Genomic DNA, 23352 nt, shown 5'->3' on the forward strand with positions numbered 1-23352 from the left:
CCGCGAGGCCGTCACCGCGCTGCTCACCCGCATCCTGGTGGCGGCCGCGCGTCTGGCGCCGTCGGCGCCGGGCGCGCCCGACCCGCTTGTGGAACGGGTTTTCGCGCGGATCGAGGCCACCTTCCACGAGCGGGTCACCGCGGCGGACGTCGCACGCGCGCTCGGCTACACCCCGGGACACCTCACCACGGTCGTCCGGGAGCGCACGGGCCGTCCCCTGCTGGAGTGGATCACTGAGCGGCGCATGACCGAGGTTCGCCGACTGTTGCGGGAGACCGACCTGCCCCTCGACGTGGTGGCCGCCCGCACCGGCCTGCGCGATGCCACCTACCTCGTCCGGCGGTTCCGCCAGCGGTACGACACCACTCCGCAGCGGTGGCGTCGCGACCAGCGGATGTGGCCATGACGCCGTGGCGGGCCCCGACCGCTGAGCGCACTTACCGCTACCGATGCGGTCCGGGAGGTCGGCCGAACGCGATCCCTCCGTGAATGTCCCTGGCCTGCACCGCGCTTTCCACGTCACCGTCGATCTGGTTCACCACGGCATGCGTACCGACGCCCGGGTTGGCGCTGATCCGGTGCCACAGCTGCCTCAGCTCAACGCCGAACTCCGGATTCGCCCGCTCGGCGTCCGCGAGCGCCCGCGTCAGCGATGCCACGCCTTCCGCGTCGGCCGGATCGGCGACAGCCGCCTGCCACGCCCGCTCTGCTGCGGAGTCCTCGGCGAACCGGTGCCGGACCAACCGCACCAGTGCCTCCCACGCGCCCTTGCCGCCCGCCACGACGGCATGTGCCGTTCTGGTCGCCAACGCGGTCGCGACCGCCTCCAACACCGGGTCCATGTCGTTTCCCTCCCTGCCCACCGAGGTCACGCCCCGCCCTCCGGACCGGACGGCAGCCGGTCGGCAAGATCCGGCCGTCCGTATTCGACGAAGAGCTTCCTGAGAGTCGTCGCCAGCCGGTCCCGGCACGCCTCTTCGGTGCCGTCCAGCAACTCGTCCAGGAGCCGCCCGGGCGATTCAGGACGTTCGTCGGTCGCCGGTGCGAGCAGGTCCCGGAGTGTGGTGAGCTGCCGTGCGACCTGCACCGCGTCGTCGGGCCGACCGGGGTTTTCCACGATCCACCGCGCCGTCCCGCGCAGTGGGTCGCGGATCAGCGCGCACTCCTGCTCGACGTGGTAGGACGGCTGCTGGCGCTGCCAGGCACGGACCGTGGCCATGCCGACGGCCCGTTCCCGTTCGGCCACGGCGTCCACCAGCGCCGGGTCGGCATCGGCGTGCTCGCACACCGCCCGGGCCTGCACACCGGTCTCGTCCACGTCCTGCCAGGTCAGCAGCACCCGATTGAGCTCGCTGCGCAACCGCTCGGTGGTGGTCAGCGTGTATTCCCTGCTCACCACCTCGGCGCGGTGGGTGATTCCCGCCCGAGCGACATCCAACAGCGCGTGTGGCGCCTGCCCGGGCCCCGTCCAGCGCCCCTCCACCCGCATGGTCACGCTGAAGCGCAGGTACTCGTCCGCGCTGGGTACGGTCACTGTGACCCGAATCGCCTGCCGGAACGGCTCCCAGGCGGACATCGTGCGGTCTCCCGCCGGATTCCCTTCCTCGGGAGCGGCCCACAGTCGCCGGAACCACCTCATCAAGGATCCTCCCTCCCCCAGATCGGATCGACCTCGTCCAGCCGGGTCACCAGCTGGTCCACCATCGTCGTGTGGTCGGCATCGGGCGACTCCGGAACCGGAGTGGCCCACCTGACCCGGCTCGCGTAGTGGACGCGCGCGATCCGGACCGACTCGCTGTTCGTCGCACGGACGAGATGCTCGATCAGCTCGTCACTCTCGGTCCGGTCCGGACACCGTTGGGCAGCGTGCAACCACGCCTGCACCGCCGTGCGCAGGTACGGGGGCTGCATGGTGTCGAACGCGCGGCGCCAGAACGACACCGCCGCCTCGGGTTCAACCTTGGGTGCAGCGGTTCTCAGCAGGCCCGCGACACCCTCCGCCAGCACGCCGAGGCGTTCCGGTGTGTCACCCTCGAACCACTCCCGCACCGACCGCAGGAACGTGGTGAATCCAAGTTCTCGACCGAGTCCCACCAATGCTTCGCGGACCGTGTCCCGGACGGTGTCGTCGGCCGACCCGGCCAGGTACTTCAATCGGGTGAACGCGATCCGGGGAAACGAGCGGCCGATCTGCGCGCACACTTCGGCCGTCAACAGTTGCACGTCCGTGTCCGCACGCCGTGACCAGCGGTAGAGCGTGTCCCGGACCTCCCGCCCGATCGCCGGGTGCAGGGCGGCGCCAGCCAGCAGCCGCACCGCGACCGACCGCCGGTAGGCGTCACCGCCCCTCGATCCGGTCCCCGTCGTTCTCGACCACTCCCGGGCGAGGGCGGTCGCGAGGTGGGCTCCGCCCGCGGCGGCGAGTTCGAGGGAACGGTCGGCGAGGCGGTCCAGTTCGGGTGCCTTGAGGTCCTCGAACTTCCGCGGGATCTCCCCGATCCAGTGCCGCAGCTCGGCCCGTAGGTCCGGGTGCTCGTGCCAGACGTGGCGCAGGACCAGATCGCCGAACGTGCTGGACCGAAAGGTGGCCGCCTCGGGGTCGTGGTAAAAGCCCGCCGCTCGCTGGAATCGAATCTTCGGGCTGGCCCGGAGCAACGGTGCCGATGGCTCCCGCTCCAGGCCGTTGCGCGCGAGTAACAGGTCGGCGGTGGTCACGAGACGCGACACGTCCGCCCCTTCGAGCAGTGCGGTCGCCAACAGCAGCGCCAGCCCTTCGGCATCGTCGGCGTCCTGCCTGGTGCGAATCTCCTTGCGCAGCGCTTCGTCCGACTCCCCGGATAGGTCCCGAAGAGCGTTGAGGAGCGCCGTTCTCGGTTGCTCGTCCTGGTCCAGCCTGCGTTTAACCGCGTCGGCGATCTGTTCAACTCTCGGTGGCCATAGCGTCTCCAGTTCCTCGGTCACACCGGTCTCAGCCACGAGGTGGCGAACGTCGACACCGGTGAGATACAGGTCGAGGACGTCTACTGAGGACGGTTTGCCGAGCTCGTGAACGGCGTCTGCGGGGAGGATGTTGGCGATCTCGTCGCGCTGCCACCAGGCAACGACGAGAATTAGGTAGCTCTGGTAGTCGTCGAGTTTCCCAGTGAACGCGACGAGCTGCCTGCGCAGCTCGCGAAGGTCGTCGGCCGCCGCCGAGCGACCGTCGATCAGGACCACCGCAGGGCTCTCCCGATCCAGCAGCTCGGTGGCGTCCAGCCCAACCTCGGGCTCGAACAGATCCTCCCGCACGTCGAGCCCCGGGTGCTTCCGCCGCATCTCGTATCCCAAACGCAGGCCCGCGCTGAACTGACCGCCCTCGTCGTTCTGCCCGACGAGCACGACGACCCGCTGCTCGCGCAGGATGGCGAGCGCCGAGGCCCCGTCCCGGTCGTCGGCCGCGAGTAACCCGGGCGGCACGACGTAGCGTTCCGCGCGACGAGCGAGTGCCGCGGGGTCCTGCAGACCACGATGCTGCCGGGGCCGCGCGTTGGCGCGGCCGAGCACGTCGGCACCATCACCGAAGTAGATGGTGCTGGCCGTGTAGGTCGTCACGGTGGCATCGCGCCCCGCGGCCGTGCTGTTCTTCCCGGGGGCCGCGATCCGGTCGCTGTCGTTCTCGGCGCTCTCCGTTGGGAGAAGGGGCTGATCGCCCGGTGCGAAGCTATCCGGAGTCTGCTCAGCCGAGTCGAGCACGTTGAAGCCGTCGAGGTCGTGCGCGTCCATCGGAGTCACCACCCCGCCCGGTCCGGAACACCGCTGTTGCGGCGTCCGCTGGCCGGTCCGAAATTCGCGTCGCCCTGTGGAGAGACGTCACCGTTGATCTCCGTGGTCGTCTGCGTGACGTCGCCCCGCGCGGCGACGCTCCGGTCACCGGACGCGACGATGCTGCCGCCGCTGACGTTGCCCACCGTCTGGTGCCGTACGCCGTCATGCACGGTTTCGCTTTGCGTGACCCCGGAGGCGCCGCCGGTCACGGTGTTGGACACCGACGCCGGTCGCGCATCGGTGTCCTCGGTTTCAACCTCGTCCGAGGTGGTGGGGTCGGGCTCGGCGGGCGCCAACCCCGACCGGAGCAGGTCCCCGGACGGCGCGGGCACACGGAGGTGGCCGGTGCCGGAATACTCCTTCGCCTCCAGCCGGAGGGGCACGTCGACGAACTCGCTCGGCCGCCGCCTGGTTCTACCCGCCTGGATGATGTCCTCCATGACGGTGCCCGACACCACCGAGGCCACCAGAGTCACCTCCGGGTCGGAACGGTCCAACAACCGACGGACCGGCTCCGCGTCGAGCATCCGCCCGGCGTTGACCAGGACCCGGCCCGCAGGGGAGTCGGCCAGCAGCGCGTCGAAGGCGCGAACCGGGCCGTAGTGCAGACTCGTGCGCAGGCGCAGCTCGATTCCCGAGGCCCGCAACTCCCCGGTACGTCGGCGTAGCTCGGCTTGGAGTGCGTCGAAGAACCCGTCCACCACGGCGGCCACCAGACCCGGGCGGACACCGATGAGGTAGCCGTCCCCGCGGAAGGCACGGAAGTGGTGTCCCCGCCAGGCCTCGGCCAGCTGGGCCCGGGTCGCCGCCGCTTCGAGCACGGCGGGGAGTTCGCGCTGGATCGTCTCCTGTTGTGCGGTGGTGTGCCTGCTGAAGCGGCGGACGTCCACGGCGAGGATGCCCATATGCTTGCCGGGGTGCTGCTCGGCGGTCGGGGGAAGGTGTTCCACCTGGAGCCTCCACAAGATCGAGTGTTCGCGGACGACGCCGAGCGTGCCGGAGGCTCACGGCCGGTTCTGTCCAGAACTGGACACATCCGTCCCGGAGATTCCGGCGAGATCGACGATCTCCAGACGTCCGCGCCCCACCCGGATCAGGCCGCGTGCCTTCCATTCCGCGAGCACCGGCGTGACCGCCGAGCGCGCGAGTCCCAGCGCCTCCGCGAGCTCCTGCTGGGACAGCGAGATCCGGTGCGGAGCGGGGTGGTCGGGACCGGCCGCCGCGACGAGGGTTTCGAGCAGATCTGCCAGCCGGGTCGCCGTCGGATGGTGCGCCATTCGCCAGGCGTGCGCGGCGCTCTCCCGGAGTTTGCCCAGGATGTAGCCGTTCAGTTGGGTGTCGATCCCGAACCGCCGGACCAGTTCCCCGAAACGCCGCTCGGGAAGGCGCACCGTGATACCCGGCTCGATCGCCGCCACCGTCGCCGACCGGGGCCGGCCGTCGCGTTCGGAGAACTCCCCCACCACGTCACCCGGGCCGCGGACCGCGAGCATGATCTCGCGGCCGTCGGGTTCGGCGTAGCGGACCGCCAGCCGGCCCGACAAGCACAGCAGCGTCCACCCGCCCGGGTCGCCCTGTCGCAGCAGGCGTTGCCGGGCACGGTGGCGGGTGCGGACCCCCTCACCGACGAGGCCCGCCCACGCCGTGGTGGGAACGACGGCCCGGAAACCGCGTGACCGACCTGGCTGTCTGGCTTCCCGCACGTGCTCATCTGTACTCGCTGCCCCCGCCCCGCGGGACGAGAACCTCCAAGATCACCCCGACGGAGGCGGTCGTGCGACTCTCCGTGCGCGCACGCACGATCACCGCTGCCCTGTTGTCCGCCGCCCATGGTCTTGACACGCTGGACCGGCGGTGTGCGGAAAGGTCCGGGCCGCACGATGCGCCGGTCGGCGTGGAGGTGAGTGGTGGCGCGGCACAGGGTGGTGCTGGTACGCGAGTGGGACCAGCAGATGGGTAGCTCCGGCTGCTGCGGCCGGTTGCACGGTGACGTGGTGGGCGCGCTCGGCGGTGCCGATCCCGGTCTCTACGCACACTGCCGAGCCGACATGGAACGGATGGGCGCCGTCTACCGGGCGCTGCGCGAGCGGTTCAGCGCCGACGACGTGGACCTCACCGTGGTCGATCCCCGCAACACGGCGTGGCTCCTGCCCGCGGTGTGGCGCGACGCGCGGCGTCGCGGACTGTCGCGGCGCGCGGCGTTAACGCAGGTCAACGCCGCGACACAGGCCTGTGCGGTGCTCTGTGACGGCTTGGCCTTGGGATGTGCGGCCGAGCCGAAAGTGGCTGTGGCGGCGGTGGAGGCCGACATCGCCGGACGCGACCGGTCCGGCTGAGCGACCGGAGTCGCCCACGTCGTGCCTTTCGTTGTTGTGGCCGCGAGGCCGCCGGTATCGGGTCCCGCCGCCACGGTGCGCGGTCGTATACCCGGCTCTGCCCGAGCACCGGCACGGAGTGGCACTCTGTTGCTTAGTGTTCGAAACTTTCGATTTCCGTTGAACTTCGTTAGAGTGGTGTATGCCACAGCAGGGCCCGTCAGCCGGACTCGAAGGGGCACTACATCGTGCAGAGATCTCGTGTCATCGCCGTCGCCGCGTCGCTCACCATGCTCACCGGTGCGGGCGGAATCGCGTCTGCCGCAGACCTGTCGCACAGCGCGTCGGCTAGCGCTGCGCTCGATTACTCCACCGCCGAGGCAGGAAACCCGATCGTCGACGGGTGGTACGCGGACCCGGATATCACCATCTACGACGACCGCTACTGGGTCTTTCCGACGACATCCCGGGCATACTCGGAACAAACGTTCATGGACGCCTTTTCTTCGACCGACCTTGTCCACTGGACGAAGCACTCCAGAGTCTTGGACATCGCCGACGTCTCCTGGGCGGAGGAGGCACTGTGGGCGCCGGCTCCTGTCGCCCGCAACGGCAAGTACTTTCTCTACTTCGCCGCCAACGACATTCAGAGCAACGACGAGCTCGGTGGAATCGGCGTTGCCGTCGCCGACGACCCCAGCGGCCCTTATGTGGACGCCCTCGGCCAGCCGTTGATTTCCCAGTTCCACAACGGGGCACAACCGATCGACCAGGACGTCTTCATCGATGACGACGGCCAGGCGTACATGTACTACGGCGGGTGGCGCAACTCCAATGTGGTCAAGCTGAACTCCGACATGATCAGCCTCGGCACGTTCGACGACGGGACGACGTACAAGGAGATCACTCCGGAGAACTACGTCGAGGGTTCGTTCATGTTTAAGCGCAACGGGAAGTACTACTTGATGTGGTCCGAGGGCGGCTGGACCGGACCGGACTATTCGGTGTCGTACGCGATCTCGGACTCGCCGACAGGACCCTTCGACAGGATCGGGAAGGTGCTGGAGCAAGATCCCGCGGTCGCACGGGGGTCTGGCCACAACTCCGTCATCAACGTCCCGGGCACCGACATCTGGTACATCTTCTACCACCGCAGGCCCCTCAGTGAGACGGATGGGAACTCCCGCGCACTCGCCTACGACCGGATGTACTTCAACGAGGACGGAACGATCCGGCCCGTCACGATGAAGGTCGAGGACAACTTCGACGACAACAACGCCGTCGGCTGGCGGACCTACGGCGCGGGGTGGACCGCGAGGGACGGTGCCTACTCCGTACGCTCGGCGCAGGCAAGCATGGCGTTGCAGGACACCGACTTCTCAGACCTGGTCTACGAGGCCGACGTGACCCTGGAATCGGGCAGCGGCGAGGCGGGCGTCGTCTTCCGCGTCACCGAGACCGGAGCCGACGGCTACCACGGCTATTTCGCCGCCCTCCGCCCCTCAGGCGTGGTGCTCGAAAAGGCGGTGGGCGAGCGGACGGAGAGGCTTGCATCGGCACGGATGGGCGTGGGGGTCAACCAGGCCCATCACGTGAAGGTCGAGGCCTCGGAGGCGCTCATCGAGGTCTACGTCGACGACATGACGACCCCGAAGATCAGCGTCACCGATGACAGCCACACCTCGGGTGCCAACGGCCTACGTTCCAGTATGACCGCTCCCGACGGCGAGGTCGCCGGGAGCAGTGTGGAAGGCCCCCGTGCTCATGGTGCGCGATTCGACAATCTCGCGATCCGTCCCTCCGTGGCGTCGTCGCCCGTGGCGGTGGGGTGAGGTTGTCCGGAACCTGGAAATGACCGCGTAGGCCGGCGTGAGCACGACCACGCCGGCCTACGCGGCACTTCCATCGCGAATTTCCATCGTGAGGCTTACCTCGACGTGAAATGCCGCGGCCACCTGCCGTCGGCGACGGACGATATGAGCGGCGGGATCGGTCGCGTCAAAGTTCGCGATTCGACCTCAGTCGGTCACCCGTAGGACGAACAGGCCGCGGTCCATACTGCTGACCCCGATGACGTCCCGCTTGAAGTACGGGTAGTTGCTCCAGGTCCCGCCCTCGAAGGACGCATTGTCATTGTCCGGGTACAGGTCGAAGTAGCCGACCTCCTTCAGCTCACCCTCGTCGACCTTGCCCGTGTGGTACACGCGCAGCCCCGACGTGTAGTTCGAGGCGAACGCGAGCTCGCGTTCGGTGTAGATGTTGTGGTCGATGGAGGTGGTGTCGTTGTCGAACGAGCCGGTGTGTCGCGGTGCGTCCAGATCGGTCATGTCCCAGACGCGGGTGCGGGTGTTGTTTCCGCGATCCAGCTCGTCCAACTCGTCGCCGTGCAGGAAATGCCGTTGGTCGGGGGTGAACCAGCCCTGGTGGCTGTAGCCGTCCTCGGAGTACGACATCCGAGCCAGCACCGTCGGGTTCACCTTGTCGGTCACGTCCACAACGGACACGTAGTTGCCGTCCGAGGCGGCGTTGGAGTTCACGCAGATCTCCCGGCCCGTGTGCTCGGTGTCCGGCCCGTGGTAGGTCACACACTGGGTGTCGTGGATGTAGCCGTGAGCGGCGAAGCAACCGGCGAAACTCGGCTCGGTGGGCCGGGACACGTCGACCATGTGCAGGCCGCGACAGCTCGACGTCCCGACCGCGTAGGCGTAGCCGGTGTCGGTGTTGATGGCGAGGTTGTGCGCGTTGCCGAATCCGGCGTAGTGCGCGTCGGCCTCGAACGTGCCGCGCTCGTCGCGCAGCCGGGTCAGATCGAATACCTGCATCCCGTGCGGTATCTGTTCCGAGACCACGAAGGCGTGATCGTCGAAGACCTTGATGTCGCGCCACGACGTGCGCTCGGACGTGGGAATGTGCCGGGGCAGCATCCCCACCACGGTGGCCTTGCCCGGGTCGCTGATGTCGACGAAGACAGTTCCCTCGGCACCGCCGACAAGCGCGTAGTCACGGTGGGTGGCCGGGTCCGTCCAGCCCCACATGTCGTTGGCGAAACTGAGTCCGAGGTCCTCCAACCACAGGTGGTCCACCATCTCGACGTTGTCGCAGGCGTAGGTGTCGGCCGCGGTTCCGTCGCTACAGTCGGCCTGGCCGTCCGGCGCGGATTCCGCTTCCGCCCGCCGTTGCTCCTCCGTCGGCGGTGAGACCGCGTCAAAGGACTGTTCGTGCGCCGCGGCGGTCGGGGCACCGAGGATGGATGCCGCCAGCACCACGGTCCCCACGGTCGCGAGTGTCGCTCTCATGTGACCTCCGGTCTTTTCCTCCCGAGGACTGTCAGCCCGCGGGAGGGAAAGACAACAACCGGCGACCGCCCTACGGCAAGCGACCGTTCGGGGGCCACCGTGTTGCTCCAGGTAGCACGCGACCCGGTGTCGGTGCGGTCGGCTGTCCGGGCACCGCGCACGAACCGGACGAGCTGCTGAGCGTGTCGGCCAACACGAGTCCGGGGTCGAGCGGCTCAGGCTCCCCGCGAGCGGTAGCTGCGCATCTTGTGGCGGGCGCCGCAGATTCGCATGCTGCACCAAATGCTGTTGCCCTGTGGCGAGCGATCGTAGAAAACCCACCGGCACTCCGGCGCGCGACACGGTTTGAGCCGGGTGAGCGTGCCACGGAGCCCGGCGGTGAACACAACGGACACCAGGTCGGCGACCAGTTCGTCGGCAGGCGCATCGGCCTGTGTGCGCACGTGGGCCGCGCCGTCGCGGGTCCATGCGGGCCTGGCGTCGGCGCGCTCGGCGAAGCTGTTCAGGGCTTCGGACGTGCGCTCCCGTTCGGTGCCGCCGAGGTGTGCGCGGATCGCTTCGCGGAGTTCGACCAATCGCGCGAGTGCGTGCTCGTCGAGTTCGATGTCAGTGCGTGCGAGCCCGGCGTCGCGCAGCCATGCGGATGCGGTGGCCGGTGTGGTGAAGGAGTCTTCGCCGTACAGCAAGCGCGCCGAGTTGCAAAACGTCTCCAGCCGCGCGAGGTCACCGGGCGCGGCTTCTCGGGAGTACACCACGTTACCTCCTGACGCTTGATGCTGGTAACGCGAAACGTTACCGTGTACACCCTGAAGCTGGTAACGCGGGGAGCTCGCATGGACGACTGGACACTCTCGGAGCGATTCGACAGCCCTGACGGAGCGGTCCGCTGGGGCAGGCAGGGATCAGGACCACCGGTGGTCCTGCTGCACGGAACACCCTTCTCCTCCGTGGTCTGGCGCGATATCGCAGCGGCGCTCTCCGCCCGCCACGAGGTCTACGTGTGGGACATGCTTGGCTACGGGCAGTCGGCGATGCACGAGGGCCACGACGTCTCCCTCGGCGCGCAGCAACGAATCTTCTCCGCGCTCCTGGAGCACTGGGGGCTGGATTCCCCCGCGGTCGTCGCGCACGACTTCGGGGGCACCGTCGCACTACGCACAGCCCTGCTGTCGGGAAACCGCTATGCGCGCCTTGCCCTGTTCGATGCTGTCGCGCTGGGGGACTGGGGAACGGGTTTCTTCCGGCTCGCACGCGACAACCGGCGGGTGTTCACCAGCGTGCCGGAGCATCTCCACGAGGCGATGGTGCGCGGCTACATCGCCACCGCGAGCCACCACGGCTTGCCCGGCACGCTGGCCGACGAGCTCGTCCGACCATGGCTCGGCTCCGAGGGGCAGGCGGCGTTCTACCGGCAGATTGCCCAGAACGACGAACGTTTCACCCGCGAGATCGAATCACGCTACGCCGAGTTGGATATGCCGGTCCTCATCGGTTGGGGCGCCCAGGACACCTGGCTGCCTCCCGAGTTCGGCGCCCGGCTCGCCGAACGCATTCCGAACGCCGAGTTCCGGCTGTTCGGATCGGCCGGGCACCTGGTCCAACTCGACGCGCCCGCCCAAGTGACGGCCGCGCTCGGTACCTTCCTCTGAGACGTGGCCGGTCCTGCGTTCAGCCCACCAGGGCCGCCCAGGTCACCGGTCCGCACACGCCGTCGACGTAGAGGCGGTTGACGCTCTGGAAGTCGCGCACGGCGGAGTCCGTCACCGCTCCGAAGTCGCCGTCGACCAGCAGTCCGGCGCTGTGCTTGTTGAGCGCTGTCTGCGCGGCCTTCACGTGGTCCCCGTCGGCTCCACGGGTGAGCGTGTAGACCAGTTCGGGCCAAGTGACCGGGCCGACCTGGCCGTCGGCGACCAGTCCCCGCGAGGATTGGAAGTCCTTGACCGCCGACACCGAGACGGGGCCGTAGTACCCGTCGGTGACGAGCGCGGTGCCCCGCTGCGTGATCAGCGACTGGATGACCTTGACCGTCTCGCCCCGGGCTTCCGGGTCGATGGTGGACCACCCGCCACCGAGGTCGACGCCACGGGCGCCCATGAAGTCCACCGGGTCGAGCACCGAGCCCAGGCCACCCGCGTGGGTCTCGAAATGCAGGTGCGGGCCGGTGACATTGCCGGTGGCGCCCATGTCCGCGATCCACTGGCCAGCGCTCACGGTGGCGCTCGAACCCACCCGGAAGGTGTTGAGGTGGCCGTAATAGGTGTAGTAGCCGCTGCCGTGGGAGATGACGATGCCGTAACCGGTGCGTCCGGTCAGCACGTTGGTCCCCCGGGCGATCACCGTGCCCGCCGCGGCGGCATAGACGGCGGTACCGACGCTGTTGGTGATGTCCTGACCGGCGTGCGAGTACGAACCGCGTGGCGCGCCGAAGTGCCCGCCGTCGGGGAAGTAGCCCCGCGCGGGATTGCACCAGCTCGCGTCCTTGAGCGACGCGGCCGAGGCCGTGCCGGAGCCGCGTACGCCGCCCGCGACGCCCCAGGCCAGCGCGCCGACACCGAGGCCGGCCAGCACCGTTCGGCGCCGCAACCCCCGGCCGTTACCGGCGTGTCCTGTTCCGGCGCACTGGTCGCACATGCCGTCCTCCGTACGTGGTGGGTATGTCCCGAAGCCTCGCCGTAGCGGACGAAACGGTAGTAACCGGACACCCTTCGTGACCACCTACGATCGGAGGGTTCCGAGAGTGGGAAGCGGTGCGGGCAGGCCCGACGGCTGGCACACCTCAGGTCAGCAGGGCGTGGTCGTGTGGATGCCAGGCCAGCATCGCCTCGATGCGGACCATGCCCGCCTGTTCGAGTAGCAGCACGGGATCGTCGCCGGTGAAGTGGTAGAGGCCCGTATTCGGATCGTGGAACCGGTCTCGCGCCCGCTCGGCGTAGGTGCGCATCGCCTCGCGGAAGGCCGGATCCGGATCGCACACCCCCAGTTGGAGCAGGTTGGCGAAGAAAATCGCGTGGAACCGGGCGGGCTGGGTGAAGTACCGGTCGTTCTCGGCGTAGTGGGCGAGCGCGCGCCGCGCGGTCTCGGCGGCCTGGTCGAGATACGTCTCGTCGCCGGTCGCCCGGAACAGTAATGTTCCCGCCCCGATCATCACGCCCTGGTTGTAGGAGAACTGCGCCTTCCAGATCGAGCCGTCGAGCCGGATGTTGTCCCAGTAGAGACCGTTGGGCGCGAGCAGACAGCCACGCACCCACTCGTACATGCGCAGTGCCCAGTCGAGGTAGTACCGCTCGCCCGTGAGCAGGTAGAGGTGCAGTCCTACTTGGGCGCCCGGCGCGGTGGAAACGGTGTTGCGGTCGGTGCTCCACTCGGCTTGGGTCCAGAACACTCCACCGGGGCAGGGATGGTCGGGGTCGGTGTCCCAGCCGTGGACGACGAGGTCGAAGATCTCCGCCGCGCGGGCGACTGCATCCTGGTCCCCGCCCGGCGTGAGGTAGTGGCGCTGGAGGAAGGCGAGGGCGTTCCACTCGTTGTCGTCGTAGAACTTGTCCCCGCCGTGCCCCAGTGGCGGGCGTACGTACGAGTCGTACCCGGGCGGGTCCGTCTCGTCGTTCCAGTAGGCTTCCAGCGCCGCGTAGCGGTCGGCGACGTCGGTGGCGTACCGGTGGTGCTGTCCCCGGATTCCGGCCAGCACCTGCGTGGCGACGAGCGCCTGGGAGAACGGCCACACGTAGGACCACGGGTGCTCGCCGGTGGGCGGATACGTCTCGCGGTAGAGCCCGCTTCGCTCGTCGTGGAAACAGCGCTGAAGTGCCGCGTAGGCCTCGCGGGCGCGCCGGGCGTGCAGGCCCTGGTCCGCGCCTGCCGCGACGCCTTCCCGCGCGAACGCGAGCGGTGGCACGGCCACCAGGCCCGCGGTCGTGGCCGCCGTCCCCACGAGCAGGTGGCGGCGTGAGACGGATCGAGAGTGGTACCGCATGGTGGCCTCCTGCCCGTGGGGGAGCGGATCAGCGGTGCGGACTGACGCGCAGACCGCGCAGATACTCGTAGGAGACGTTCGCGGTGCGCACCGGATGTGGTTGCTCGTCACGTTCGATGACGAAGTGGTGTGCTCCCGGGTGCGCGAGATCGGCGAGGATGCCGGGGAAGTCGACGTCGCCGTCGCCGAGGTCGGTTTCGATCCCGGCGGTGGGGGTGCCGTCCTTCAGGTGCAGGAGCGGGAACCGGGACTCGTGGGCACGCAGGTAGGGCTCCGGCGCGACGCCCGCCGCGAGGATCCAGTACAGGTCCAGTTCGTACCAGACGAGGTCCGGGTCGGTGTGGTCGAGCCACACGTCGAACAACGTGCGCCCGGTATCTGGGTCGGTGTGGAACTCGTGGTCGTGCAGGTGCGCGTACCACCGCAGTCCCCACGACCGGGCGAGTTCGCCGAACCGGTTCATTTCCTCGGCCATGCGCCGATATCCCTCGACGGACTGGTTACCGTCCATGTAGGACACGCCGACGTACTTCTGGCCCAGCACCGCGGCACGCTCCAGCGTCTCGTGGGCGCGCTCGCCACGGAAGTCGCCGGGATGATGGTGGCTGCCGATCACACGCAGGCCGTTGTCGTCGGCGATCCGCCGGAACTGGGCGGGCGTGCGATCGCCGTAGTCGTAGGCCGGTTCGATCTCGGAGTAGCCCGCGTCGGCGAGCATGGCAAGGGTGCCTTCCGGATTCTCGGCCAGCAGGGAACGCACCGAGTACAGACCGAAACCGATCTTGCCGGGTGGTACGGGCCGTGCTCCCCGGGTGGTGGTCCCGGCGGCAGCGGCACCGGAGGCGGCCCACGAGGCCAGGCCTACCGCGGCGGCCCCTCCGGCGCCGTGGAGGACGCGACGCCGCGAGATCTTCTGATTATGTCCAGCCATCTTCTGCGTCCAATCATCAGAAGTTGTTCCGCGTCACGCTAATGGGTGGCCAGGGACGAATCAAGCCCATGACGCCCGTGCGCCCGCGTCCGGTGCGGGCGAAGGGAAGCCGGTTCTGCCGGTCTGCCTGGGCACGATCCCGACGAACTGCTCGATCAGACCGGTGGTCTGGTCCTGCGGCAAGGCGAGCCGGTGCGGCGATCGCGGCGATGAGGAGGTCCGGTACGGAGAAAGCCCGGTGGGGCCCGCGCATGCCAGACAGGTAGGTCGCCAAGGAAGCACCCCGAAGCTCCTGGTAGGGACAGAGTTGATTTAAGCAATCACTCGTCTACCCAGGAGCTTCTCCTCTGTCCGCACCAAGCCTCACCAGCGCCGAGGCTCTACGGAGCCAAGTGGTTGTCATGAGCTGGGGAGGTCGCCACGGTCGGGAGGTGCGCTGCCGGTGCGCCGGAACTCGCTGGGGGTAATGCCGCGGGTGCGTTTGAACGCTGCGCTGAACCCGAAGGCGTCGGAGTAGCCCACGGTGCGGGCGATCTCGGCGATGGTGGCCGCCTTGCGGTCGGCCAGCAGGTCCGCCGCGAGGGTCATGCGCCAGCTTGTGAGGTAGGTCAGGGGTGGTTCGCCGACCATGTCGGCGAACCGTTTCGCCATCGTGGCGCGCGATACCCCGCTCCGGTCGGCCAGCGAGGAGACGGTCCACGGCGCCGCAGGTTCGGCGTGCAGCAGCCGTAGGGCGTGGCCTACCACCGGATCGCGGTGCGCGGCGTACCAGGCGGGCGGCTCGCCGCCGGGCCGGTCGAACCACTCGCGTAGTGAGCACACCAGCATCCAGTCCAGCAGTCGGTCGAGCACGACCTGCTGGCCTGGCGCGTCGACGGCGACCTCGGCGGTCAGGAGGTCCCGCACGGCGCCGGCCGTACCGCTGGGTGCGACGCGCAGGACCTCGGGCAGCGCGTCCAGCAGTCGACGGCCGATCTCGCCCCGTACCGGGTAGGCGCCGACGACCAGTGTCGTCGCGTCGGCCGGGTCGTCTGCGCCGCGGTCGTTCCAGCCGAGCCGGTGTCGGGTCCCGCCCTGATCGGGCGTCGCGCAGTGCTCGCCGCACTCGATCGGGTCTGCCTCGGTTCCGATCTCGTCGACGAGGGAGAACGGCGCGGGGCCCCGCACGAGGACCGTGTCACCGGGTGCGAGGTGCTCGGGCGGGCAACTCTCCGGGACGATCCACCCGGAGCCCTCGAGCACGGTGCACAGGGTCAGCGGGGCGCCGTCCACGAAGAACAACGACCAGGGCGCGGACAGGGTCGAGCTGCCGAACAGTGACCCCTGAGCTCGTACACCCCGGAACAGATCAGCGAAGGCGTCCACTCCCGCGAGGCTAGACGAATACGCAGGTGATCGAGCTTCTCGCCTATGGATTCGTCCGAGATGGTGCCGTTGAATTGCCTGCCATGGGCCTGTAATCCTCTTCTGGAAGGGACACGATGAGCACCGCCACCAGCATGCTGACCGTCGAAGACCTCGAGTTTCTCGGACGCCCTCTGCACGGGTTCCTGACCGTGGCTGGGGGACCGCAGCCACCACAGCCCCGGCCGGTGTGGTTCGAGACCACCGCGGACGGGACGATCCAGTTCTTCACGCCGCGGGACTCGCCGAAGGTGCGGCGCCTGCAGCACGACCCCCGCGCCTCACTCGTCGTGGCCGCCCCGGCAGGCGAACGCGAACGCTGGGTGTCCATCACCGGGAGCACCACCGTGGAGACCGACGGAGCGCCCGACCTGGTCTCCCGCCTCGCCGCCCGCTACTGGAGTCTCGACGACCGGGCCGACGATCTCGCCGCGATCTTGGCCGAGCACCAGGTTCGCGTCGTCCTTCAGCCGGAGGCCGTGCGCCGCTTCGCGTTCTGACCTCGCACAAGTCCGACCAGCCCTCCGGCGCTCAGCGAAGGATCCTGTACGGCTGCGATTCAAGCCTCGGTTGAGGACGTGAGTAGCAGCCGTACAGCCGCCCCGCTGCCCCGCAGGGGCTGGCGCACGGCCGCCTGATCCTCCGCGTCAGCCCTCCAAGATCGTCGGCGGGTGGTCGATCGTGCTGTCAGTGCGCCTCAGGGGCCCGACGAGGGGTCGTCGACGTCGACATGCGTGGAGGTCGCCGGGGACCCACCCGTGCTGCCGAGTTTCGTGTTCTGACCGTGGGCGGTGCCGTTGCTAGCGACGGGTGAGCGCGCCAGGAAACAGTGATCCCGCCCCGGTCGACGGGCACCTGGCCGGGGCGCGCATCCCAGGCTGGTGTATGTGGGATTGGAGTAACGCTCGTTCGCCTCGAACAGCCTGCGCGGCGTGCGCCGCGACGCGGAGTACGTCACCGCCGCGCTGGCCGCGCACGTCCGTGGGGCGGGCGTCTGGTCGCCTGACAGTGTGGGACGCGACCCGGGGTGAACGGGGTGGGTTCACTCGCTTCGCGAAACGGTGTCACGGGCGAGGGCAGCCGTCGGAAGCGGGGTCGAGCCCCGTGCGGACGTGCCGCGCGGCTTGACGGGAGGCGCTGCCGGGGACTGGAGTGGGGACATGGGCTTGGTTCTCAGCCTGTTCCTGATTGCCTCTCTGGTGGTGGGGATCGCGGCCCTGTTCCGAAGCAGCCCGGTCCGACGCTGGTACGCCGGGCGGAACAATCCCCGGCGCGCGGCGGGTCTGTCCGTGGCGGCGTGGGTCGTCGTGTTGGTCGTCCTGAGTGCTCTGGCCCCCGCCCCGGTGGACGAGGCCGGTGACGGCGGAAGATCCGACGCCGGCCCGCCGCCGACCCCGCCCTCCACCTCCGCACCGCAGACGCCCGGCGAGCCTCCGAGCCCCCGTATCCCCACCCCGACGGCGCCCCGGACGTCGATGCCTACGCCGGTGGTACCGGCCGGGGTTCCGGGCGAGGCCCAGGAAGCCGAGGTCCGCCGGATCGTGGACGGGGACACGATGGAGTTGGCCGCACTCACGGGGGGTGTCGCTCTCGCCGGCACCGGGCAGGTGGATGTGCGCTTGTTGGAGATCGATGCTCCGGAGACCGGGCGTCCCGGGGAGCCGACGCAGTGCTACGGGGACGAGGCGACCACACGGCTGACTGAACTCGCGCCGCCCGCGAGCACGGTGTGGATCCAGCGGGACGAACAGCTGCGCGACCCGTACGGCCGTCATCTGCTCTATCTGTGGAACGACGAGGGGACCTTCGTCAACCTGGAGATGGTCGAGGACGGCTATGCCGATGCGGTGCTGTTCCCGCCGAACGACCGGTACTGGGCACAGATCAGCGCCGCCCGGGAGGATGCGGAGGCCTTTGGCGCCGGGTTGTGGGGCGAATGTGCCTCCGCCGGTGAACCGGAACAGACGCCGCCTCCGCAACTGCCTCCCGAGCCGGAGCCACAGCTCGAGTTCGAGCCACAGCCCGAGCAGCCCCCTGAGCTGGAGCCGGACCTGCCATACCAACCGGAGCCGCGGGACCAGCCGGAGCCGGAACCGAACGACGATTACGTCGTCCCGGCGCCTCCGCCGGACCTCGACTGCGGCGAGATCGCAGACCGCAACTTCCCGGTCCGTCCGGGCGATCCCCATCGGTTCGACGCGGACGGGGACGGTATCGGCTGCGAAGACTGAGGAGTCTGAGCCGACGACGGTTCGCTGAGCAGTGCTGTCTGTTGGCCACCACGCAGGCGCCGTTCGTGCAGGTCGCGGCGTTATCCGTCGGATACGACCGACGCTCAGTGGGCTGCGATCGAACCCTTTGTTGCCGACGCTAGGCCGCTCGCTGGCAACGAAACTAGAATTTTGGCCGGATACCCCTCGGGAAGGTATCGTTCGCAGAACGGGCGCGAAAAGAAGCATGTGAGTATATGAGTCGATCAAATGGAGAACATGTGTGTGTGCAATTTAAACTGACGAAAGACGAGGATGGTCATCCTCCTTTCGAGGCAGAAACCTTGTGGGTGAAGCTGGCGGGTGTGCCCGGGCATGAAATAGTGTCCAGCATTCCTTTTTTTCGTGCGAGGTGTTAGCCTTGGCGATCGCGTTGAGTTCGGGCTTTCGAAGGTTGAAGAGAACGAAGTGAACGCCTACTCTCGAACTGTAGGTAGAGGTGCGCATTCAACAGTCCGAATCATATCGCTCGACGATGAAAGTTTTAGTGCCGTCTGTGCGATATCGGAGAGCGAGAAGTGCGATTAAGAGATCTGGTCGGGTACTAGGCTTGTTGCTGTAGACGTGCCTCCAGGTGTGAGCTACGAGTCGTTCTTTGGACGCCTAGAGTATCTGTATTCATACGAATTCATTGAGATTGAGGAGAGCTGCATTCAGCACGGTTAATCTAGGCGCTGCCCCGACATTTCTCGGGTTGGTAGTATCTACCCGGTAGGAGATGATCCATCCGCTGCCAAATGATGTTTAGGAGGGAATCTGGATGGAAGTGTTTTGAACGACATCTTTAAAGTAGTGACCCCGACTTGTTTGACATATCGAGAAAGCACGGTCTCGTGTTGATGGTCGACGGTGTCGTTGAGCTGCTTTTCGCGAAAGCGTCGGAGTTCTTTGACTTTTGAGCGCTGGGTAAGTGTGGTCGCGGACGAGGGTTCTTGTCGGGTAGTTATGGTCGTACCGGGAAAGATGGAGCAATGACACGTGAAAGCGGTGAAGAGGGCGATACTGTCGCTAGTAGTGCGCGCGATACAGTGGCTCGCTATCGATCGGGGGTCATATCGTTCCCCCTGCTAGTAGATTCATTGTATGCTATCATTTCTCACTTCGATGAGTCCGAGTGGCTCCAAGAGGTGCGTGGGCAATGGCTCACATTGGAGCAGGTTTATGCCGTCGATTTAGATCGAGGTGAGTTGGGTGATATGTCAACGCAGTCACTAGAATTGATCGATGAGGCCGTAGGTGCTTTGGAAGACCTGCTATCCCAAGTCGAATGATGCGCTCAAGGGGTTGGTCATCGGTGTCCCGGCGTCCGTGTTGGAGCACTGGCCCGAGTAGTCGGCGAAGACGGCGGGACGGACGGCATGGGCGTGCTTGTGCGGTCAAGGGGCGGGCAGAAGGAAGGTATGCGGGCATGTCACCGACGCGCTTCAGTAGCGCGTCGGTGCGGGTTGCAGGTCACATCCGCGATTCCGGGCCCAGGTGTTCCGGGCACGGACGATCACTAATGAGGTCGGCTGTGCGGTGAAGACCACCGTTCGGTGGATGCGGCGGCGGGACAAGGTTCAGGCCGATCACTCTTCGTCCCGGGTTGCTCGTTCAGCCACGCCGGGCTTGCGGTGTGGTGCCGGAGGAGGCGAGTTCGTCGGCGAACCCCTGGCGCCACGACGGGTGGCGCGGCTGCCAGCCGAGCTCGCGTTTGGCCTTGGCGTTGGAGAAGGCCCGGCCCTCCGTCATCATGCCCACCATCATCTCGCCGGCGACCAGCCGGGCCAGCCACGCCGGCACCCGCCGGGGTGGTTTGGCGCCAGCGCACTGCGCGAGGTGGGGCAGCCATTCCCGGACCGGTGCGGGGTCGTCGTCAACGATGTTGAACACGCCGGTGGCCTGCTGTTCGACCGCGAGGACGGTGGCGTCGGCCGCGTCGTCGAGGTGCACCCACGAGAAGTGCCCTTCGCCGTCCCCGACCAGTGGGAACAGCCGTTTCCGCACGAGCCGGACCTGGTCGTCGGTGGCGCCCGGCCCGTAGAAGCTGCCGTAGCGCAGGACGCCGCCGGCGGCTCCGGTCACCGCGTCCTCCAGGTGGTTGACCGCCGTCGTGCCCTCCACCTCCTCCAGCGGGTCGTCCTCCGTCTTGACCCATCCGCCCTGGCGGATCCCGTTCATGCTGCCGTGGCTCTGCGCGAGAACGTGGGAGACGCCGGTCGCCTCGGCCGCGGCCAGCAGGTGGTCGGTGCCGTCGCTGCGCAGCCGGTTCGTCGCCGCGAAGAAGCGGTCCGGCCTGCGGAAGTTGGGTTTTCCGGCATGCGCCGCGGAGAGGGCCGTCATCTGGTTCACAATCGTGTCTGGCCGGGCCGCGGTCACCGCCGCCTCGACGGAGGCCGGGTCCAGTCCGTCCATCACGACGCCCTCAGCGCCCAGTTCCTCCAGCATTCCCAGCTTGTCGGCGCTCGTCGTCGTCGCCGTCACGTGGTGGCCACGGGCCACCAGCCGTGGAACGAGCCGACGCCCGAGAACACCACTCCCACCTGCCACGAACACGCGCATCGTGTCACCTCCCGTCCACTACTGCTTCCGCTACGACGACGAGACGAGCCGGCGGTCTGTGACACCGGTGGGTCGACTGTGCGGTGTCCGGTGACCCCAGCCCTCGCGACTCGGCGGCCTCGACGAGGATTCCCCGCAGCCGGCTCCGGAACCATCCGTCCACCAGCCACCGGTTTCAGATCATGTCGATGCCGAGGGGCGGACGGTGAACGGAAACTCCTCGATGCGCGGCCCGAGGACGTCCCGCAGCGCGGGGTGCCTGCAACCGGCTCAGCCGCTACCCCTGCGGACCCGGCGACGGGGATGTACTACGCGGCACCGCCATTGACGTGGAGGACCTGGCCGTTCACCCAGCGCGCGGGCCCCGCGAGGAAGGCGACGGCCTGGCCGATGTCCGCCGGGGTGCCGAGCCGCTCCATCGGGTTCATCGACGCGATCTGGTCGACGTGCTCTTGAGTCTTGCCCTCGAAGAACAGCGGTGTGGCGGTGGGTCCGGGCGCGACGGCGTTGACGGTGATGTCCCGGCCGCGAAGCTCGCGCGCGAGGATCAGGGTCAACGCCTCGACCGCCCCCTTCGAGGCCGCGTAGGCACCGTAGCTCGGGATCTGCAGCCGGGTGACCGACGTGGAGAAGTTGATGATCGCCCCGCCGTCGCGGACCCGCCGGGCAGACAACTGGTCGACCACGAAAGTGCCGCGCACGTTGGTGCGCTGGACGCGATCGAAGGTCTCCAGGTCCATGTCCGCGACCGGCGCGAGCGGCATGATGCCGGCGGTGTGCACGACGACGTCGACGCCGCCGAACTCGCGCTCCGCCGTATCGAAGACCTCGGCCATCGCCGACTCGTCCGCGACGTCACCACCCGCCGGGATGGCTCGACCACCCGCGGCAGTCACCGCACGCACGATCTCGTCCACGCGGTCCCTTCCTGCCGCGTAGTGCACGACCAGGGAGTAGCCCTCGGCGGCCAGACGCTCGACCGCGGCCCTACCGATGCCGCCGGATCCGCCGGTTACGAGCGCGACGCGGTCCGAGTGGTTCGTCACGGTTCACCCTCCCGCCAAGATATGGATACCTTGTTCATATGCATCGACGGTACCGAGAAATGAACAAGCTGTCTATAAGCGGGAGTCGGTGCCTGCCCGAGTCGCACACAGAGGCGCTGGTCGTGGCGCCGCCGTACATCGCCTCGCCGGGCGACGAACCGGGTGCCGGGCGCGGGCAGACCGCTGGCGTCGGCCGCCCGCGCCGGAGCGAGGGGGTGGTCTCCTCAGCGTGCTGCGGCTCCGTACAGGGCGTGGTCGACGAGGCGCTCGACGAGGCCGTCGTCGAAGGGCACGTTGAGGACGAGCAGGCGGTGGTAGCAGGCGCCCCAGAGCTGGTCGACGATGATGTCGAGATCGGCGTCCTCGCGCAGTTGGCCCGCTCGCACCGCGATCCGGAGTCGTTCCCGGGCCAGCTCCCGCCTCGGCAGCGCGTAGCTCTCGGACCAGGCCTCGGCGAGGGCGCGGTCCAGCTGAGCCGCGCCGACGAGCTCGGAAACGGGCCTCTCCGCGCCTTCTTCCTTCAGCCACCGGACGAACGCGCGCAGCTGTGTGATCAGATCTGCCCGCACGTCCCCGGTGTCCGGGAAGTCCAGCATGCGCCGGCTTCGGGCGAAGTACGCCTCGGCCGCGAGCGCGCCCGGTGACGGCCACCACTTGTAGAGGGTCGTCCTGCTGGCTCCCGCTTCCGCCGCCACGCGGTCGAACGTGACCGCCCGCATGCCATCGCGCAGCAGAATGGTCCCGGCGGCCTCCAGCACCTCGGCGCGGACCTCGGCGGCCGGTCGACGTCCCCGGCCTCTCGGGACGGTGTTCCTGACGCTGGCCACTACGTTCGTCACCACCCTTGGGCCGGTCGACTTGGGTACTCGCCGTTTGTGGACGACGTGTTCATATGGTACGTGGTGGTCGAGCATGGTCGGCCACACGGCTGTGAGCGCAGGGCGCACGCGCTCACGATCCGCCTTTCCGGTGGCATCGGCAGGGCGCGGAGCCGGGCGTGGGGTTTAGACCAGGCCGAGTTCCCTGGCGCGGATGCCAGCTTGGAAGCGCGATCCGGCGCCGAGCGCGGCCATCAGCTCGGCGACGCGCCGTCGGTAGGTCCGCACGCCCAGACCGAGCGTCCGTGCGGCGGCCTCGTCCTTGACACCCCGGCTGAGCAGGTCGAGCACGGCAGGGGCCAGTTGGCGGATCTCGGCGACCTGTGCGTCGTAGACGGCGAGGTCGGTGGCCGACCGCCAGGCCGTCTCGAACAGCGACCTCACTCCCTGGACGGTCTCGGGCTGGGTGATCACGCTGTAGCTTCGCCGGCCGGCGCTGAGGTCGCCCGCCAGGATCACCACTCTGCGGTCGAGGAGGATCGTCTCGTTGATCTCCTCGGTGGTGATCCGGATCTGTGCCCCGAGCCGGTCCCGGCGCCGTGCGAGCTCCTGTGTGGACACCGAGTCGAGTAGCAGCCCGGACCGGTAGATCTTGCGGATACGCATTTCGCCGAGGCGTCCCGCGGTCGCCGCGGCCAGCTCATCCGACTTGCGGACGGCGACCCAGCTCGCGAGGTCGTTGGCGGCACACGCGATGTCGGTAACGGTCGCGAACAAATGCCCCGTCCGCTGGAACAGCTCCTCCTCGCCGCGCACGACCGTGACCGCGCCGCTCGCCCGCACCAGGCCGTCGCTCATCCGCATACCAGCGATTCTGCCCGGACCTGCCCGAGGTCGGCGACCTCGGCAGGTTGTTGCCATTCCCGGACGGGCGGCGAGCGAGCCAGCACGCTG

At 68.2% G+C, this 23352-nt stretch carries 22 protein-coding genes; 7 read left to right on the forward strand and 15 right to left on the reverse strand.

Annotation, left to right across the window (positions count from 1 at the left end):
* On the forward strand, positions 1-406 hold a 406-nt coding region (locus SACSA_RS0119820), incomplete at its 5' end, for a helix-turn-helix transcriptional regulator (protein ID WP_232213024.1).
* Positions 407-443: 37 nt separating this feature from the next.
* Here SACSA_RS0119820 and SACSA_RS0119825 read toward each other — a convergent pair.
* From SACSA_RS0119825 to SACSA_RS0119845, 5 genes are read right to left on the reverse strand one after another with little or no spacing between them, the layout of a single operon-like run.
* Positions 444-842, reverse strand: coding sequence for a hypothetical protein (locus SACSA_RS0119825; protein ID WP_157597040.1), 399 nt, complete (start codon positions 840-842; stop codon positions 444-446).
* 26 nt (positions 843-868) lie between these two features.
* Complete coding sequence (locus SACSA_RS0119830) at positions 869-1639, reverse strand: hypothetical protein (RefSeq protein WP_019819526.1); 771 nt, start codon at positions 1637-1639, stop codon at positions 869-871.
* Positions 1639-3762: a hypothetical protein gene (locus tag SACSA_RS0119835; protein WP_019819527.1), complete on the reverse strand. Its 2124-nt coding sequence runs from the start codon at positions 3760-3762 to the stop codon at positions 1639-1641. The genes SACSA_RS0119830 and SACSA_RS0119835 overlap by 1 nt, the downstream gene beginning before the upstream one ends.
* A gap of 5 nt (positions 3763-3767) precedes the next feature.
* Positions 3768-4754, reverse strand: a complete 987-nt coding sequence (locus SACSA_RS0119840; protein WP_019819528.1) for a hypothetical protein — start codon at positions 4752-4754, stop codon at positions 3768-3770.
* 54 nt (positions 4755-4808) lie between these two features.
* Positions 4809-5507 (reverse strand): Crp/Fnr family transcriptional regulator, encoded by a 699-nt coding sequence (locus SACSA_RS0119845; protein ID WP_083940319.1) that lies wholly within the window; start codon positions 5505-5507, stop codon positions 4809-4811.
* A 204-nt stretch (positions 5508-5711) separates the two neighbouring features.
* Between SACSA_RS0119845 and SACSA_RS0119850 the strand changes: the two genes are divergently transcribed.
* A complete protein-coding gene (locus tag SACSA_RS0119850) occupies positions 5712-6140 on the forward strand; it encodes a hypothetical protein (RefSeq protein ID WP_019819530.1) in 429 nt (142 codons plus the stop codon).
* Between the two features lie 227 nt (positions 6141-6367).
* Positions 6368-7951: a glycoside hydrolase family 43 protein gene (locus SACSA_RS0119855; protein WP_019819532.1), complete on the forward strand. Its 1584-nt coding sequence runs from the start codon at positions 6368-6370 to the stop codon at positions 7949-7951.
* A gap of 186 nt (positions 7952-8137) precedes the next feature.
* Here SACSA_RS0119855 and SACSA_RS0119860 read toward each other — a convergent pair whose 3' ends face one another.
* Both SACSA_RS0119860 and SACSA_RS0119865 read right to left on the reverse strand, forming a co-directional pair.
* The gene (locus SACSA_RS0119860) at positions 8138-9415 is read right to left on the reverse strand and encodes a choice-of-anchor B family protein (RefSeq protein WP_019819533.1); all 1278 of its coding nucleotides are present in this window, start codon (positions 9413-9415) and stop codon (positions 8138-8140) included.
* 215 nt (positions 9416-9630) lie between these two features.
* Positions 9631-10170, reverse strand: coding sequence for a CGNR zinc finger domain-containing protein (locus tag SACSA_RS0119865; protein ID WP_019819534.1), 540 nt, complete (start codon positions 10168-10170; stop codon positions 9631-9633).
* A gap of 78 nt (positions 10171-10248) precedes the next feature.
* Between SACSA_RS0119865 and SACSA_RS0119870 the strand changes: the two genes are divergently transcribed.
* Positions 10249-11064 carry an alpha/beta fold hydrolase gene (locus SACSA_RS0119870; protein ID WP_028662070.1) on the forward strand — a complete coding sequence of 272 codons (816 nt, stop codon included), beginning with the start codon at positions 10249-10251 and terminating at the stop codon, positions 11062-11064.
* Between the two features lie 19 nt (positions 11065-11083).
* Here the strand turns inward: SACSA_RS0119870 and SACSA_RS0119875 are convergent, their stop codons facing one another.
* The 4 genes from SACSA_RS0119875 to SACSA_RS0119890 form a co-directional block, all read right to left on the reverse strand.
* Positions 11084-12046: a peptidoglycan-binding protein gene (locus SACSA_RS0119875; RefSeq protein WP_048877012.1), complete on the reverse strand. Its 963-nt coding sequence runs from the start codon at positions 12044-12046 to the stop codon at positions 11084-11086.
* 145 nt (positions 12047-12191) lie between these two features.
* Positions 12192-13388 (reverse strand): glycoside hydrolase family 76 protein, encoded by a 1197-nt coding sequence (locus tag SACSA_RS0119880; RefSeq protein WP_019819538.1) that lies wholly within the window; start codon positions 13386-13388, stop codon positions 12192-12194.
* A gap of 28 nt (positions 13389-13416) precedes the next feature.
* A complete protein-coding gene (locus SACSA_RS0119885; protein ID WP_028662071.1) occupies positions 13417-14319 on the reverse strand; it encodes a sugar phosphate isomerase/epimerase family protein in 903 nt (300 codons plus the stop codon).
* A gap of 399 nt (positions 14320-14718) precedes the next feature.
* Positions 14719-15684: an AraC family transcriptional regulator gene (locus SACSA_RS0119890; RefSeq protein ID WP_019819541.1), complete on the reverse strand. Its 966-nt coding sequence runs from the start codon at positions 15682-15684 to the stop codon at positions 14719-14721.
* Between the two features lie 116 nt (positions 15685-15800).
* On the opposite strand from SACSA_RS0119890, the gene SACSA_RS0119895 reads away from it, so the two are divergent.
* From SACSA_RS0119895 to SACSA_RS27240, 3 genes are all read left to right on the forward strand, one after another.
* A complete protein-coding gene (locus SACSA_RS0119895; RefSeq protein ID WP_019819542.1) occupies positions 15801-16223 on the forward strand; it encodes a pyridoxamine 5'-phosphate oxidase family protein in 423 nt (140 codons plus the stop codon).
* A 975-nt stretch (positions 16224-17198) separates the two neighbouring features.
* Positions 17199-17954, forward strand: a complete 756-nt coding sequence (locus SACSA_RS23920) for a thermonuclease family protein (protein WP_083940330.1) — start codon at positions 17199-17201, stop codon at positions 17952-17954.
* 384 nt (positions 17955-18338) lie between these two features.
* The gene (locus SACSA_RS27240; RefSeq protein WP_157597042.1) at positions 18339-18521 is read left to right on the forward strand and encodes a hypothetical protein; all 183 of its coding nucleotides are present in this window, start codon (positions 18339-18341) and stop codon (positions 18519-18521) included.
* A gap of 1065 nt (positions 18522-19586) precedes the next feature.
* On the opposite strand, the gene SACSA_RS0119910 is transcribed toward SACSA_RS27240, so the two are convergent.
* From SACSA_RS0119910 to SACSA_RS0119925, 4 genes are all read right to left on the reverse strand, one after another.
* Positions 19587-20534, reverse strand: a complete 948-nt coding sequence (locus tag SACSA_RS0119910) for an NAD-dependent epimerase/dehydratase family protein (RefSeq protein ID WP_019819545.1) — start codon at positions 20532-20534, stop codon at positions 19587-19589.
* A gap of 308 nt (positions 20535-20842) precedes the next feature.
* Entirely contained in the window at positions 20843-21580 is a 738-nt protein-coding gene (locus tag SACSA_RS0119915; RefSeq protein ID WP_019819546.1) for an SDR family oxidoreductase, read from the reverse strand.
* A 224-nt stretch (positions 21581-21804) separates the two neighbouring features.
* Complete coding sequence (locus tag SACSA_RS0119920; protein WP_019819547.1) at positions 21805-22407, reverse strand: TetR/AcrR family transcriptional regulator; 603 nt, start codon at positions 22405-22407, stop codon at positions 21805-21807.
* Positions 22408-22584: 177 nt separating this feature from the next.
* Positions 22585-23262: a response regulator transcription factor gene (locus SACSA_RS0119925; protein WP_019819548.1), complete on the reverse strand. Its 678-nt coding sequence runs from the start codon at positions 23260-23262 to the stop codon at positions 22585-22587.
* Positions 23263-23352: the final 90 nt, after the last annotated feature.

Origin of the sequence: Saccharomonospora saliphila YIM 90502 (assembly GCF_000383795.1) — a bacterium.
Taxonomy (GTDB): domain Bacteria; phylum Actinomycetota; class Actinomycetes; order Mycobacteriales; family Pseudonocardiaceae; genus Saccharomonospora; species Saccharomonospora saliphila.

Coding starts and splice junctions, on each gene's coding strand:
- SACSA_RS0119825 (WP_157597040.1), bottom strand. CDS start 842: ATGGACCCGGTGTTGGAGGCGGTCGCGACCGCGTTGGCGACCAGAACG.
- SACSA_RS0119830 (WP_019819526.1), bottom strand. CDS start 1,639: ATGAGGTGGTTCCGGCGACTGTGGGCCGCTCCCGAGGAAGGGAATCCG.
- SACSA_RS0119835 (WP_019819527.1), bottom strand. CDS start 3,762: ATGGACGCGCACGACCTCGACGGCTTCAACGTGCTCGACTCGGCTGAG.
- SACSA_RS0119860 (WP_019819533.1), bottom strand. CDS start 9,415: ATGAGAGCGACACTCGCGACCGTGGGGACCGTGGTGCTGGCGGCATCC.
- SACSA_RS0119870 (WP_028662070.1), top strand. CDS start 10,249: ATGGACGACTGGACACTCTCGGAGCGATTCGACAGCCCTGACGGAGCG.
- SACSA_RS0119875 (WP_048877012.1), bottom strand. CDS start 12,046: ATGTGCGACCAGTGCGCCGGAACAGGACACGCCGGTAACGGCCGGGGG.
- SACSA_RS0119880 (WP_019819538.1), bottom strand. CDS start 13,388: ATGCGGTACCACTCTCGATCCGTCTCACGCCGCCACCTGCTCGTGGGG.
- SACSA_RS0119885 (WP_028662071.1), bottom strand. CDS start 14,319: ATGGCTGGACATAATCAGAAGATCTCGCGGCGTCGCGTCCTCCACGGC.
- SACSA_RS0119895 (WP_019819542.1), top strand. CDS start 15,801: ATGAGCACCGCCACCAGCATGCTGACCGTCGAAGACCTCGAGTTTCTC.
- SACSA_RS23920 (WP_083940330.1), top strand. CDS start 17,199: ATGCCTACGCCGGTGGTACCGGCCGGGGTTCCGGGCGAGGCCCAGGAA.
- SACSA_RS0119910 (WP_019819545.1), bottom strand. CDS start 20,534: ATGCGCGTGTTCGTGGCAGGTGGGAGTGGTGTTCTCGGGCGTCGGCTC.
- SACSA_RS0119925 (WP_019819548.1), bottom strand. CDS start 23,262: ATGCGGATGAGCGACGGCCTGGTGCGGGCGAGCGGCGCGGTCACGGTC.